The sequence below is a fragment of the Gluconobacter sp. NFX36 genome (assembly GCF_049887835.1).
GTDB lineage: Bacteria > Pseudomonadota > Alphaproteobacteria > Acetobacterales > Acetobacteraceae > Gluconobacter > Gluconobacter japonicus_A.
Genome location: NZ_JAGEKJ010000002.1, coordinates 22,366 through 37,031, shown reverse-complemented (window position 1 = coordinate 37,031; position 14,666 = coordinate 22,366). Strand labels below are relative to the sequence as shown.

The window sequence follows — 14,666 nt, the reverse complement described above, 5'->3', positions numbered from 1 at the left end:
TCAGTACATGCTGCTCAGTACGCTGCGCAGACGACGCATTTCTTCCAGCGCGCGACCTGTTCCCAGCGCCACGCAGGAGAGAGCATTTTCGGCAACAGTGACCGGAAGGCCGGTGTAAAGACGCAGCACCTCATCAAGACGATACAGCAGCGCTCCACCACCCGAAAGAACAATGCCCTTGTCCACAATATCGGCAGCCAATTCCGGCGGGGTATTTTCAAGCGCCGTCGTCACCGCATCCACGATCTGCATGACAGGCTCTGCCAGACTTTCAGCAATCTGCGCCTGACTGACCATCACTTCACGAGGAACACCGTTGATCAGATCACGTCCCTTGATTTCCGTGATCGGTCCATCCGGGTTGGACGGATCATCCGGCATCATGGCCGCACCAAGCTCGATCTTGATGCGTTCAGCCGAGCTTTCACCGACCAGCAGATTATAGGTCTTGCGGATGTAGGAAATGATGGCTTCATCCATCTTGTCCCCGCCCACACGGGCAGAACGCGCATAGACGATGCCGCCCAGCGAAATCACCGCGACTTCCGTCGTACCACCGCCAATATCGACGATCATGCTGCCCGAAGGCTCCGTGACCGGAAGGCCAGCACCGATCGCAGCAGCCATCGGCTCCTCGATCAGCATGACTTTACGGGCGCCAGCACTTTCCGCGCTTTCCTGAATCGCACGTCTCTCAACAGCCGTTGCCCCGGACGGAACACAGATGATGATCTGCGGGCTCGCAAAAGCCCGGCGATTATGCACCTTGCGAATGAAGTGCTTGATCATCTCTTCAGCAACTTCAAAATCCGCAATCACACCATCACGCAATGGACGGATCGCCGTGATGTTGCCAGGTGTTCGCCCGACCATCTGCTTGGCTTCGTTGCCAACCGCAAGAACCTGCTTCTTGCCACGCACTTCAGCAATGGCAACAACAGACGGCTCATCGAGCACAATGCCCCGGCCTTTGACATAAACGAGCGTATTGGCAGTGCCGAGGTCGATCGCCATGTCAGCAGACATGAGACCCAGCAGACGAGAAAACATCCAAAACTCCTGGCGCAGCTCTGCGAGCGGAGAGATCACAGAGTGTAATGCGGGGCGGGCTCCCCGCGGGTGGACTTAACGTCGCGGCCACCGTTCAGCAAGGGTTCCGTTCAGTATAATGTCATCAAACAGGAACAACTTTTCATCACGCGCTTGTCAGACACGGAAAAAAATTTTTTACAGCCTTAATCCCGCCACCCTTCAGTCACGTTTCCCACGTTACCATAATTGGGTTTCCAAACTCTTCCCCTCTGCAGTCAGCAGTAGGAGACGGAGCATCGAACAGGACAAAACAGATGACCATTATCAAGACCCCTCGCCTCATTGCCGTCCTGACCCTGTGCGGCGCAGCGCTTGCTGGCTGCGGCAATCCATACGATAGCGGCGCACGCGCTGGATCCGGCGCCCTCATCGGCGCAGGTGCAGGCGCGGCGCTGGGAGCAATTGCTGGCGGCGGTAGCGGCGCAGCTATCGGCGCACTGGCAGGCGGTGGTACGGGTGCTGCAGTCGGCGCGGCAACAACGCCAAGCCGGCGTTCACGGAACAGTTACTAAGCCTGATACCGGCTCAGTAACCATGATATCTAAGGATTTTTGACATGAGGTCCGTTATCGCCCGCCCCGCTTTCCGGGGAATGGCTCTGGTTGGAGCTTTCGCGACCGTTCTGTCTCTCGGCGGCTGCCAGGGAAACTATGATCCAGGCTCCCGCGCTCTGGGCGGCGGTCTTCTGGGTGGCGGAACAGGCGCTGCAATCGGCGCTCTGGCGGGTGGTGGCCGCGGCGCGGCAATCGGTGCTCTGGCTGGTGGCGCTCTCGGTGCTGCAACAGGGGCCGTAACAACCCCGAACCGTCCGGGCTATCAGCAGGGCGGGTACCAGAACGGCTATCCCCAACAACAGGGCAATTACCCTCAGCAGGGATACCAGCAGAACGGCCAGTATCCGACGTATCCGCAACAGCAGTATCAGTGTCCGCCCAACACGAACTGCCAGAACGGATACCCGCAGGGTTACAACAATGGCTATCCTCAGCAGAGCAACTACGGCTACTGAGGCTTAACGGTATCCGGATGTCAGATCATCCGGATACCAATGACAGCCAGAAGAATACCCAGCACCCATCGCTGGGTATCTTCATGAAGCTTCCCTGCGCACAATGTACCCAGAATGATCCCGGGAATGGATCCCACCAGAAGCGCCAGAAGAACAGCCGTATCAACGGCGCCTTCAAGCCAGTGGCCGCCGCCTGCAATCAGCGTCAGCGGCACAGCATGCGCAATATCGGTTGCGACAAGCGTTCGGGTGTTTAAGCGCGGATAAAGCATCGTCAGCGCGGCCATTCCAACAGCACCCGCCCCAACCGAAGACAGCGTCACCAGCGTTCCCAGAAGAACACCCAGAAGAACTGTCAAGACTGTCTCCATCCGCTCACTTAGAGGTATGCGCCCTTCCGCCCAGCGCCTCAGCCGGGGCTTCAGAAGAATAGCCGGCGCCGTCAAAAGAAGAGCAACGCCAAGAACAATCCGGATCAACCGCGATGCCGCGTCAGACATGCCTTCGTGATGCAGGAACAGCAGGCACACCAGACCCGCAGGAATACTGCCAGCCATCTGCCAGCCCACAATCCGCCAGTTCACAACCCCCATATGGCGGTTGAGTCCCGTTCCAACGATTTTCGTAATGGCGGCGTAAAGAAGATCTGTTCCGACAGCTGACTGCGGCTTGGCACCAAAGAGCAGGATCAGCAACGGCGTCATGAGGGACCCCCCCCCCACTCCGGTCATACCAACCAGAAAGCCTACAAATAGACCAGATGCCGAATAAAGCCACGAATGCGGCATAGCTGTCCCTTCCAAATTCAGAAGGAGACAATATCAATCGTGATATCTTTGTCCAGATCCTTAAAGAACGATAATTATTCGTTCTTTAAGGATCTCTCATCAATCGCGAACGCTCAGAGCGCTTCAGGCTCCGTGCGCTCACGCTTGGTCAGCAGCTTGTTCAGGGCATGGATATAAGCACGCACTGCCGATACAACAGTGTCGGAATCCGCACCCTGGCCGTCTACAAGCTTGCCGTTTTCCTGCAAACGAACGGTCGTGCGGGCCTGGGCATCGGTTCCTTCCGTCACGTTTGCCACGGAAAACAGTGCCAGTTCAGCAGAGTGCGGGAACGCTTCACCAATAGCCCGGAATGCCGCGTCAACCGGCCCATTTCCACTCACGGCCGCATACTGAATGGCACCATCGACGCTGATTTCTAGCTTGACCTGCGCCTTCTGCTTCGTCCCCGAAGCCACTTCCAGCGAGATCAGGTGAATGCGCTCATGATCGCGGCTTTCATCATCGACCAGCGCGCAGATGTCGTCATCGAACACGACCTTCTTGCTGTCAGCCAGATCCTTGAAACGCGCGAAGGCGGCGTTCAGGGCTTCTTCTTCCAGCGGCGGGTAACCAAGCTGAGCCAGCTTGTCGCGGAATGCGGCACGGCCGGAATGCTTGCCCATCACCAGTGAACTCTTATTCCAGCCCACGCTCTCCGGCGTCATGATCTCATAAGTGGCTGCGTTCTTCAGAACACCGTCCTGATGAATCCCGCTTTCATGCGCGAAGGCGTTGCGACCAACGATGGCCTTGTTCGGCTGCACGTCGAAGCCCGTAATCGTCGCCAGCATCCGGGACATGCCGAGCAGCTTCGGCGTCTCGATGCCGGTCACCTTGCCGTACTGATCGTGACGCGTCCGCAGCGCCATGACGATTTCTTCCAGAGCCGCATTACCGGCACGCTCGCCAATACCGTTGATTGTGCACTCGATCTGGCGTGCGCCACCTTCAACAGCAGCCAGCGTATTGGCAACACCCAGACCCAGATCGTTGTGATTATGCGTGGAGAAAATCACCTGATCCGCACCCGGGACACGCTCACGCAGCATCGTGAAAATGCGGCGCATTTCTTCCGGAGTGGCAAAGCCTACGGTGTCAGGAATGTTGATGGTGTTCGCACCATTCTTGATGGCGACTTCAACGCAGCGGCACAGGAAGTCTGGATCAGTCCGGGAGCCGTCTTCAGCAGACCATTCCACGTCGTCCGTGTACTGACGGGCCTTCTGGTTGCCAGACGCAATGATGTCCAGAACCGTTTCCGGCTCCATCCGCAGCTTGTACTTCATGTGCAGCGGAGATGTGGAAATGAAGTTATGAATACGGGAGCGTTCAGCGCCCTTCAGGGCTTCACCGCAGGACTCAATGTCGCGTTTGCCACCGCTACGGGCCAAACCGCAGATCACAGATCCGCGTACCTGCTCGGCAATGCTACGAACGCTTTCAAAATCGTCCTTGGAAGCAACCGGGAAGCCTGCCTCAATAACATCTACCCCCAGAGCGCTCAACGCATGCGCCATGCGGAGCTTCTCTTCGAGGTTCATGGAGAAACCGGGGGACTGCTCACCGTCACGCAGCGTTGTATCGAAAATGATAACGCGGTCGTCGGAAATCGTACCGAAAGACGGATGTTGGAAAGTCATGTCTTGATCTTCTCGCTGGTCAGGAAATTTTCTGGTCTGTCATCCCCTGAACGCAACGGAACGCTGCCCGCCTAAGATATGGCGTTCAGGGGCCGATAAGTCGAAGCGAGAGGATCGAAAGAAATGTCATGGCGACGGAAAATGTCCGATTCTTTCGTTATGTGCAACCCACATGACCAAAAACTCTGCCATGCGTTCCGCCAAGGTCGGCCAAAAATCAGCCAGCCATAAGCCTGGGCTGCGCAGAAAAATACCGGTCCACAGCGGTTTTCATCGCACTCGCTACCTGCGTTCGATGCACAGCCTGACGCAAAGCCGCTTCATCCAACCGGTTAGACATGAATCCCATCTCAACCAGAACAGAGGGTATCTCTGCAGATTTCAGAACAACAAACGCGGCATGCCGGGAGGGATGCGTCAGCAGGCCAATCCGGTTCCGGAACGCCCCGACCACACTCGATGCCATATGCGCTGAGCCACGGCGGGTTTCTTCCGAAACAAGGCTGGACAGGATCTGCTGCACATCCGGGGACATCCCATGAAACGCAGGGCCACCAAAACGGTCCGCACTGTTTTCCGTCTGAGCCAGGGCCGCGGTCTGCGCATCTGACGCACCGCTGGAGAGCGTATAGACACTGGCCCCACGGACATCGCGGTCATGCAGCGCATCGGCGTGCATGGAAATAAAGAGATGCGCCTGATGCTGCTGCGCCAGTTCGACACGCCCCTCTAGAGGGATAAACCGGTCTTCAGACCGTGTCATTGCGACACGGTATTGCCCCGATGCCAGAAGCTGTCTTTGAAGTTCCGTCGCGGCGGCCTCCGCAATATGTTTCTCATACGTACCGGAAATACCAATGGCGCCCGGATCTTTTCCCCCATGGCCTGGGTCCAGCATCACAAGCGGTTTTGGAGGGGCTACATTACGATGTACCGCAGGCGCATGAAGCGCTCCCCCGGTCGGGAGATGATGCGTAGAATGCTTCGTGCGGGCAGTTGCATCCAGCGGGATTGCCGCTGACAGACAGGCAAGACCTTCCAGTACCGTGCGTCGCGTCAGCATTCGTCTATCCTGCGTCTTTATCAATCGTTTTATGAGCCCAAACAATACAGACACAGGACAATGTCTGAAACAAGGCGGCGCACCTTTTGGAAAGCCCGCAAAAGCCCCGCTTGCCAGCAGCCATTCTTTAAGTCATCCTGCACATCAAGGACCTGAAGAGAGCGGTCTGATCGTTTGCGGGCTTTTACCCTTCCCCCGCAGCGCTCCCGCCTCCATTGTCCGAGCCGTGACACCCCATCGTTTGACATGCGCCTGACATTTTCTGTGCCATGTCCTGATCGGGTTACTCCGGCAGGATTAGTTCAGTCCGGCACAGGATAACACCCTGACCGGAATGCGTTTTCATCCGGGACCAGACCATGGACCGGACGTCTGTCAGGGGTCGAATGTCACGCGACGTGATCACAGTCAGGAGCCTAGCCGGAACGGGACCAGATGCGTCCCGCGGACTGGTATTCCGGCTGATGCGCCCCCTCCACCCCGTACAATCAGGTGTTCCCTCTGGCCCAAAGCGCCACACTGGAACATCGTGGAGTTCAGTTTTCCATGACCAAGCGTATGCTTATCGACACCACACACGCGGAAGAAACGCGTGTTGTGGTCATGGACGGTGACCGCGTTGAAGATTACGACGTCGAGACATCGTCCAAGAAACAGCTCAAGGGCAACATCTACCTCGCCAAGGTCATTCGCGTTGAGCCGAGCCTTCAGGCCGCTTTCGTAGAATACGGCGGAAACCGTCACGGCTTCCTCGCCTTCAGCGAAATTCATCCGGATTACTTCCAGATCCCGGTTGCAGACCGCGAAAAACTTCTGGCCCTTCAGGAAGAAGACGTTGCGTCCGAACAGCGCACTGATCTTCCGGAAAGTGAAGAAGAAACCATCTCTGACGACACCGACGAGACCGAAAACCAAGATCGTCGCGCCCCGGAAACCGTCGGTGGTGAACACGACACCGGCGAGGAAAATGCCGCGTCCCGCCGCACGGCCCGCTTCCTGCGCAACTACAAAATCCAGGAAGTCATTCGCCGTCGTCAGGTCCTGCTCGTGCAGGTCGTGAAGGAAGAGCGTGGCAACAAGGGCGCTGCCCTGACCACCTACGTCTCCCTCGCCGGCCGCTACTGCGTCCTGATGCCCAATGCTCTGCGTGGCGGTGGCGTGTCCCGCAAGATCACGTCCGACACCGATCGCCGTCGTCTGCGTGATCTGATTGCGGAACTGAACCTGCCCAAGTCGATGGCCATGATTGTCCGGACAGCCGGTGCAGGACGCCCGGGACCGGAAATCATCCGCGACTGCGAATACCTGCTTCAGCTCTGGGATGACATTCGCTCACATGCGCTGTCTTCCGTCGCGCCGACGCTGGTTTATGAAGAAGCAAGCCTCATCAAGCGCGCGATCCGCGATCTGTTCTCCAAAGACATCGAAGACATCATGGTCGACGGTGAATCTGCCTGGAAGAGCGCCCGCGAATTCATGCGCCTGCTGATGCCGCACAACGCTGGCAAGGTGAAGCTGTGGCAGAACCGCGGTCAGAGCCTCTTCGCGCGTTACAACGTTGAGGGCCATCTGGATGCGATGTTCTCGCCGACAGCACGCCTGAAGTCTGGTGGCTACCTCGTCATCAACCAGACGGAAGCGCTGGTCGCCATTGACGTGAACTCCGGCAAGTCCACCTCCCAGCGCAACATTGAGGAAACCGCTCTGCGGACCAATCTCGAAGCTGCGGAAGAAGTCGCACGCCAGTTGCGTCTGCGTGATCTGGCTGGCCTCGTCGTGATTGATTTCATCGACATGGAGAGCCGCCGCCACAATGCTCAGGTCGAGAAGCGCCTCAAGGACTCCCTGCGTACGGACCGCGCACGCATTCAGGTCGGGCATATTTCCCATTTCGGCCTGCTCGAAATGTCCCGCCAGCGTCTGCGTCCGTCCATCGCGGAATCCCTGCTAATGCCGTGCCCGCACTGTCAGGGCACCGGCTTCATCCGTGGCACAGAAAGTTCCGCCCTGCATGTGCTTCGCGCAATTGACGAAGAAGGCACCCGCCAGCGGGCTTCTGAAATCGAAGTCTATATCGGTTCGGGCATTGCACTCTACATCCTGAACCACAAACGCGACTGGCTGTCGGACATCGAGCAGCGCCATCGTATGCGTGTGATCTTCCGGACAGAAGAAGACCTGCCAGCATCCGAGATGCGCATCGAACGCCTGCGTGCGCAGACGGCCGCTGCCGCTCATGTCCCTGCCCAGATTGCCGCGCCTCAGACGGTCCGTACGATCGAGATCATCGAAGACGAAGCCCCGACACTTCCACAGGCTATCGTTCCAGAGGCTGCTCCGGCTTCTGTGCGGGCCGAAGACGTCGAGCTGGAGGCCAGTGACGAGGAGGAAGGCAACAACGGCAATCGCCGCCGCCGCCGTCGTCGCCGTCGTGGTCGCCGGGATCAGTCTTCCGAGAACGAGACGCTTCAGCAGAATGTTTCTGAGGCTGAAGTCGAGCAGCCTTCGCAGCCTCAGGAGCAGGACAACGAAGAAACCGGACTCATTCCGGGACGTCGTCGGACCCGCTTCAAGCGCGTTCAGAAGGAAGACGAAGCTGTTGCCGAAACCCCAGTGCCTGCACCTGCGCAGCCTGAGGCTCCCCTGCAGCAGCCGTCTCGTCAGGCACCCGCGCACAACCAGCGTCGTCGCGAAGAGCGTCCGGCATTTCAGCAGCGCAGCTATGTTGGACCAACACCGGCTGACCCGTTCGGTGGCAGCTTCGACATCTTCGACGTGATCGAACAGGCCGAGATGGAACAGGCAGCCCGCCCGGTTCGCACCTCTACAGCACAGCCTACCCCGATCGTGATTGAAGAAGCTCCGATTGCCACCATCACGGAAACAGTGGTTGAACCTGCTGCTGAAGCACAGGAAAAGCCAAAGCGTGAGCGCGGTCGCCGTAGCACGAAGGCTGTAAAGGCAGACACCGTAACGCCAGTTATGGTGGAAGAGGTTGCCGTCGAGGTTCCTGCTCCGGCAGCAACTAAAGAGGCCGAAGCCAAGCCAAAGCGCACTCGTGCCCGTCGCACGACAAAAGCCGCAGCCACCAAGGCTGAGGAAGCGACAGTCGAAACGGCACCCGTTTCCGAGGAGGACGCTCCGGCCAAGCCGAAGCGCACGCGTCGCACGACCAAGGCTACAAAAGCCAAGGCCGAGGACACGACGGGTGAAGACAATACTCTTCAGCCAATCAACATTGACGAACTTCCCCCGGCGACACGCCGCGTCGGATGGTGGAAGCGCTAAGAAGCGTTTCCATAACGTCTAAAAAAAGCCGACCGGATACCCCTCCGGTCGGCTTTTTTATTGCTTGTTCCAAACCCTAAAGGCAGCGTTGCAGACAGGTGGCAAGATCTGTTGAACCGCGCCACGGGCCTGTTGGCGCCTCATAACACTGATGAACAAAAATCCCTGTCATCGTGGCATAAGATCGAGCCGCTTCGGCAGAAAAGCCATTGGCAAGGTAAGTCGCGTACCACTGATCCTGAGGAACAGCCTCAGCCCGAACAGGTCGCCCCAGGAGATCACAGAGCACTTCCGCGACCTCGTCTGGCGTGTAAGTTTTTGGACCTTCGATATGGTAGATCTCGCCCTGACCTTCTTCGGAAAGCAGAATTTGCCCCGCGAAATGCCCAACATCTTCTGGTGCCACCATCGGGAAGGCCTGAGCAGACGGCAGCAGCGTCTTCATCACCCCTGTGGCTCTGACACTCTCCAGAAGCCCAATCCAGTTCGTCATGTAATATGCAGCCCGCACAATACAAACCGGCATATTCAGGTTAGCAACACCTTGTTCCAGTTCGTAAAGTACGCCCAGATCTCCGCAGTGTGCGCCAGGCTGGGCACCATAAGTTGAGAGTACCACCAGCTTTTCCAAACGAACGCCCTGAAGCGCTGTGAGGAGAGAACGAACTGTTCTGCGCTCCTCAACATCCGTATCACCTGAAACAGCAGCAGGTGGGTTCAGAACAAATACCCTGCGCGCTTTCTGAAACAGGGCTCGTAAAGCCATTGTATCCAGGACGTCCAAAGAGACAGCCTTAAACCCCTCGCCCGCTTCCGCACGAACATGACGACCAACAATCGTTACATCGTGACCTGCAGCCCGAACGGTCTCTGCGACAGCCCGTCCCACATGACCTGTTCCACCCAGAATAACATCCATGCCTGCACATCCCCTTTCCTGAAAATTGCCAAAACGCATTCGGCCCTCACGGAAGATCCGCAAGGGCCGAATGGGAAAATCACTCTGATCAGAAGGGCAATCAGGATTTTTTGACGAATTCCGACTTGAGATTCATAGCGCCAATCCCGGTGATTTTGCAGGCAATGTTGTGCCCGTCCGTCGCATCAACCAGACGGATGTTCTTCACCTTGGTGCCACTTTTCACGACGAGCGAAGATCCTTTGACTTTAAGGTCCTTCACAACGGTTACACTATCCCCATCGACGAGAACATTTCCGTTCGCGTCCTTGATGACGGAGCTTCCCTCACCCGCATCCCCCTGGCCTTCGGCTTCAGGATTCCATTCATTTGCACAATCCGGACAGACCCAGAGGGTACCATCCGGATAGACATGTTCAGACCCACATTTGGGGCACTTCAGATTATCAGTCATCGCAAGCCTCACTCTTTTGTGAGGCACATCTTAAAGCACGGTGAATGATAGGGAAATGCGACAGCTCAATCTGAGCTGAAAACTTTTACCGGCACACGCTCTTGTTGCCATCAGCCGCAATAAACGTGCCCGTCAAAGGCTCGAAACAGGCATTCTGCGGACAGGAGGACGCAGTGCTTGCCAGACCCTGAGCATAGACTGCCGCACCAGCCTGATTGGCCTCATGCAGCGCCGTGCCGCACAAAGGCGTATTTATTGGCGCAGAAGGATCATTGAGCAGCACTTTCTGCCCTGTATGTGGCGCTTCTTCAGCCAACCCAGGTGCAAAATCCTGCGGAGGGATCTTCTGTGCCGGAGCCTGCGCAGCCGTCTGGGCTGGAGCAGCAGGCTGTTCGGCACAAGCCGCCAGAAGAGGCAGGACAACAAGGCTCAACCAGAACGGACGCATGTGAACTCCGGATTACAAGCCGGGCAACGGCCCGGCACTTCACGATTAAAGCCCGAGATCGCCCTGAGACGTCAGAGCATCCAGTTTTGCCCCACGTTCGCCATCAGCGAAAGAGAGAACAACACGGTCATTAACAGGAGCAGCCTTCGAACTGGTAACCGGGCGCCCTTTGCTATCCTGAACCAGCACATAACCACGGCTCAGAATGGCTTTGGGGGACACGGCTTCCAGATGGCTTCCCAACCCTTCCAGACGTGCTTTTTGAAGACGAATGGCCCCGTTAAGCGTCTCAGGAGACAACCGCTGCCGTTCCACACGAAAATGGAAACGCTGCACCGCGTTCTGCCATGCCGTCACCAGAGCTGTCTCTGCCTTCTGAAGCGCACTTCCCCGGCGTTCAATCATCAGCACAGGTGACGGAAGCTGACGGGAGGGTGCAATCAACGCCGCCCGGGCACGACTGACGATCAGTTCCGGCGAGGGCAACTGATGCAAAGGCGCATCCAGCCGGCTTCTGATGCGCATCACATAGGCTGGAAGTGCCAGTTCAAGGCGCTGGCTGCGATCGTCCAGCCTCATGCGCGCCGTCGCCAGAAGAGACGGCAGATCCGGCAACCCAGCCGTAGCCTGTTCAAGCCGCCCGCGAGACACCTGCATGATCCGGCTCAACCCACCCGCCAAGCGGGCCGTGCGATGCGCCAGATCGGCCACCAGTTCGGAGCGTAGTGGAACGGCCATTTCCGCAGCAGCCGTTGGTGTTGGTGCACGTCGATCGGAGACGAGATCGATTAGCGTCGTATCCGTTTCATGCCCGACCGCAGAAATCACCGGGATGGGACACGCCGCAACGGCACGCAAAACGCGCTCGTCATTGAACGCCATGAGGTCTTCCAGCGACCCGCCGCCACGCGCAACAATCAGAACATCCGGTCGGCGCGGTCTTTGCGCCATCCCTTCAATCGCTGCTGCAATCTGGGCCGCAGCCCCTTCCCCCTGCACAGCCACGGGCCACAGCAGGACATCACGCGGAAAACGACGTTCGATTGTCGTCTTAATATCATGCAGCACCGCCCCCGCGCGGGACGTCACAACACCGACAAGCGTCGGCAGGAACGGGATCGGCTTTTTGCGGTCAGCCTCGAACAGGCCCTCTTCCAGCAGTTTCCGGCGCAGGCGTTCAATGTTCGCCAGGAGTGCGCCCTCGCCCGCAAACTCCATGCGGTCGATGATGAGCTGATAGCTGGACCGCTCTCCGTAAGACGAGACCTTCCCCGTCGCGATGACTTCATTGCCGTTCTCGGGCGCCATCCCTAGGCGCGACACCGTTCCGCGCCAGATCACGCCGGAAATCTTTCCGCCCTCGTCTTTCAGGGACAGATAGACATGTCCGGACGGGTAGCGCTTGAGCTCCGTGACTTCTCCACGCACCCGAACGCGACCGAATCCGGTCTCAAGCGTGCGCTTGATGGCTCCGGAAATCTCGGAAACTGAATATTGCGGCACATTCCCGCGCATGGACGCGGCATCACTCTCCATCATGGCGCCAGTCTATGCTACGCACGCCCTCAGACGAAGCCCTGATCTCAGGGACCCGCAGATGAAAAGGGAGAGCGGAATGCGCGTTTTGCTGGTCGGTTCCGGAGGGCGCGAGCACGCCCTGGCAACATGTCTGGCGCGCTCGCCCAGTCTTTCAGCGCTTTATGCCGCTCCCGGCAACCCGGGCATGGCCTCTCTGGCAACGCTTGTTCCGCTGAAGGCCGATGACGTTGCAGGACTTGTCGCTTTTGCAAAAGAGCAGAACATCGACCTGATCGTTCCCGGCCCTGAAGCACCTCTGGTGGTCGGTCTGGCGGATGCCTGCGCCGAAGCTGGCATTCCCTGCGCTGGCCCCACCAAGGCTGCGGCTCTTCTGGAAGGCAGCAAAGCGTTCACCAAAGACGTTGCGGATGCCGCTGGAATCCCTACGGCAAAATGGGAACGCTTCGAAGACGAAGCCCCGGCCCTTGAATTCGTTCGCCGTCGCGGTGCGCCTATCGTCGTAAAGGCAGATGGTCTGGCAGCCGGTAAAGGCGTAGTTGTCGCCCAGAGCGTCGAAGAAGCGGAAGACGCCATTCGCAAGCTCGGTATGCCGCTCGTCATTGAAGAATGTCTGGTGGGCGAAGAAGTCTCGCTGTTCGCCTTCTGCTCAGACGACAAGGCCGTTCTGATCGGTGCTGCCCGCGACCACAAACGTCTGGGCGACGGAGACACAGGGCCAAACACAGGGGGAATGGGCGCCATCTCCCCTCCACCCGGCTTTGACCGTGCAGCACAGGAAAAGGCACTGGACCTCAGCGTCCGTCCGATGCTGGCAGAAATGGTGCGTCGCGGGACACCTTTCCGTGGCGTGATTTTTGCTGGCCTGATGCTGACGAATGAAGGCCCAAAGCTGATCGAGTACAATGTCCGCTTCGGTGACCCGGAAGCGCAGGCTCTTCTCATCCGCCTCAAGTCAGACCTGCTCCCGATCCTTGCGGCTCTCGCAGATGGCAATCTCGACCATGCGGCGGCCGAATTCTCCGACGAAGCCTCCATCTCATTGGTTCTGGCTGCCAACGGGTACCCGGACGCTCCGAAAAAAGGTGGACGCATTTCGGGCATAGACCGCGCCGAAGCCGTCCCGGGCGTCTCGGTTTTTCATGCCGGAACAAAGCTGGTCGACGGCGTTCTTGTCGCAGATGGTGGACGCGTTCTAACAGTCTGCGCCAAGGCCGCTACGCCAGAAGAGGCCCGTCGTCTTGCTTATGAAGGCGCGTCAGCCATTCAGTGGGAAGACAAAATTTTACGTACGGATATTGGGCTGTAAAAATACCCAATAGGTGTGAAGTAATCCCTGCATAAAGCTTCACTTCACACCCGCCTCAATCTGTCCAGTTCTCTGTGTGACGGCTGTATGTCCAGCGTGATTTTCATCAAAATGGAAATGCAGCGTCGGGCGAGACGTATTGTCTGGTTCAGGAAGGAAAAACGCCTGACCAGCGTGCCTGTCCAGCAAAACAGCCGCCTTCCTGAAGACATCTCCCCCAAGGGCTGCAGTCGAAATATCAGACTGGAACAGCACATTCAGGGGACCTGGATTATAACCGCCAATATCCAGCCCATTAAGAACAGACTGGTGCCCGACCGATATCCCGACATACCGGGTCGTCACGATCGGTTCATGCCGGATGTCATCCGACGTCAGGCTCAGGACGTCTTCCCAGGATGTCGATAAAACCGTTTCTGATAAATCCGGGTCAAGAACCATATCCTGAGATGTTGTATTGGCGCGAACAGCAATCAGTGCTCCACGCCGCAGTTTCACAACATGTGCCTGAGCCCCCATGAGACGATGCGCCGCATCCTTGCAAGCCTTGTCTGTTCGAAACTTCAGAAAAGCCAGCTTTCCGTTGGGAATGTCGAAGAGAACATCGGTCCCGGAGAATACGTCGCTCCCCAGCCCCAGCATTCCAATGAGGGGCCGGCCATCGACACAGTGCTCAGCCTGACCGTCCAGAAGATTGGCAGGCATTTCTCCCAAATCCATTGGTCCGATCTGTACATCATCAAGGAGTGTTCGGGAGGTTAACGTCACCGCACCATTCTGGGCTTTCAAGGGCATCTCCGCTCCACGCGGGAACCACAGCTTTCCGGCATCGTGAACCATAACGCGCCCAAACATTGGGCTGACATACATGGCCGCATCCACGCCGTTGACCTTGACCGGAATAATCGGCGCGTCACCCGGACCACCCAACAGAGGAAGAACAACCGCAGCCTTGATGCAGTCATCAGATGATTTCTGTGCTTCCTGCGTGTGTGCTTTCCCAAGAATCAAAACAACAAGACACACACTCATGAATCGTCTCCTTGCGGGCCACGCAATACAGAGAAGGCACCAGCAA

Annotated in this window: 13 protein-coding genes; 4 read left to right on the top strand and 9 right to left on the bottom strand. The window is 57.7% G+C overall.

All coding sequences use genetic code 11. The features are described 5' to 3' along the window. Entirely contained in the window at window positions 1-1,050 is a 1,050-nt protein-coding gene (locus tag J4P41_RS02020; RefSeq protein WP_007283695.1) for a rod shape-determining protein, read from the bottom strand. 296 nt (window positions 1,051-1,346) lie between these two features. On the opposite strand from J4P41_RS02020, the gene J4P41_RS02015 reads away from it, so the two are divergent. After that, the gene (locus J4P41_RS02015) at window positions 1,347-1,604 is read left to right on the top strand and encodes a hypothetical protein (protein ID WP_023945100.1); all 258 of its coding nucleotides are present in this window, start codon (window positions 1,347-1,349) and stop codon (window positions 1,602-1,604) included. A 44-nt stretch (window positions 1,605-1,648) separates the two neighbouring features. Continuing rightward, window positions 1,649-2,101, top strand: coding sequence for a hypothetical protein (locus tag J4P41_RS02010; RefSeq protein WP_023945098.1), 453 nt, complete (start codon window positions 1,649-1,651; stop codon window positions 2,099-2,101). A gap of 20 nt (window positions 2,102-2,121) precedes the next feature. Here the strand turns inward: J4P41_RS02010 and J4P41_RS02005 are convergent, their stop codons facing one another. From J4P41_RS02005 to J4P41_RS01995, 3 genes are all read right to left on the bottom strand, one after another. Continuing rightward, the gene (locus tag J4P41_RS02005) at window positions 2,122-2,889 is read right to left on the bottom strand and encodes a sulfite exporter TauE/SafE family protein (RefSeq protein ID WP_426065938.1); all 768 of its coding nucleotides are present in this window, start codon (window positions 2,887-2,889) and stop codon (window positions 2,122-2,124) included. 113 nt (window positions 2,890-3,002) lie between these two features. After that, on the bottom strand, window positions 3,003-4,571 hold the full coding sequence (locus J4P41_RS02000) for a 2-isopropylmalate synthase (protein WP_023945095.1): 1,569 nt from the start codon (window positions 4,569-4,571) through the stop codon (window positions 3,003-3,005). Between the two features lie 217 nt (window positions 4,572-4,788). Next, on the bottom strand, window positions 4,789-5,634 hold the full coding sequence (locus tag J4P41_RS01995; RefSeq protein WP_426065937.1) for an N-acetylmuramoyl-L-alanine amidase family protein: 846 nt from the start codon (window positions 5,632-5,634) through the stop codon (window positions 4,789-4,791). Window positions 5,635-6,180: 546 nt separating this feature from the next. Between J4P41_RS01995 and J4P41_RS01990 the strand changes: the two genes are divergently transcribed. Beyond that, window positions 6,181-8,922 (top strand): Rne/Rng family ribonuclease, encoded by a 2,742-nt coding sequence (locus J4P41_RS01990; RefSeq protein WP_426065936.1) that lies wholly within the window; start codon window positions 6,181-6,183, stop codon window positions 8,920-8,922. A 76-nt stretch (window positions 8,923-8,998) separates the two neighbouring features. On the opposite strand, the gene J4P41_RS01985 is transcribed toward J4P41_RS01990, so the two are convergent. The 4 genes from J4P41_RS01985 to xseA all read right to left on the bottom strand — a co-directional run bounded on the left by J4P41_RS01985 (window position 8,999) and on the right by xseA (window position 12,282). Then, a complete protein-coding gene (locus tag J4P41_RS01985) occupies window positions 8,999-9,841 on the bottom strand; it encodes an NmrA family NAD(P)-binding protein (protein ID WP_426065935.1) in 843 nt (280 codons plus the stop codon). A 100-nt stretch (window positions 9,842-9,941) separates the two neighbouring features. After that, window positions 9,942-10,295: a zinc ribbon domain-containing protein YjdM gene (locus tag J4P41_RS01980; RefSeq protein WP_010502654.1), complete on the bottom strand. Its 354-nt coding sequence runs from the start codon at window positions 10,293-10,295 to the stop codon at window positions 9,942-9,944. Between the two features lie 85 nt (window positions 10,296-10,380). Continuing rightward, entirely contained in the window at window positions 10,381-10,743 is a 363-nt protein-coding gene (locus J4P41_RS01975) for a hypothetical protein (RefSeq protein ID WP_010502653.1), read from the bottom strand. A gap of 45 nt (window positions 10,744-10,788) precedes the next feature. Beyond that, complete coding sequence (gene xseA, locus J4P41_RS01970) at window positions 10,789-12,282, bottom strand: exodeoxyribonuclease VII large subunit (RefSeq protein ID WP_426065934.1); 1,494 nt, start codon at window positions 12,280-12,282, stop codon at window positions 10,789-10,791. A gap of 76 nt (window positions 12,283-12,358) precedes the next feature. Between xseA and purD the strand changes: the two genes are divergently transcribed. After that, complete coding sequence (gene purD, locus J4P41_RS01965) at window positions 12,359-13,588, top strand: phosphoribosylamine--glycine ligase (RefSeq protein ID WP_426065933.1); 1,230 nt, start codon at window positions 12,359-12,361, stop codon at window positions 13,586-13,588. Between the two features lie 39 nt (window positions 13,589-13,627). On the opposite strand, the gene J4P41_RS01960 is transcribed toward purD, so the two are convergent. Further along, window positions 13,628-14,620, bottom strand: coding sequence for a hypothetical protein (locus J4P41_RS01960; protein ID WP_426065932.1), 993 nt, complete (start codon window positions 14,618-14,620; stop codon window positions 13,628-13,630). Between the last annotated feature and the right edge of the window lie 46 nt (window positions 14,621-14,666).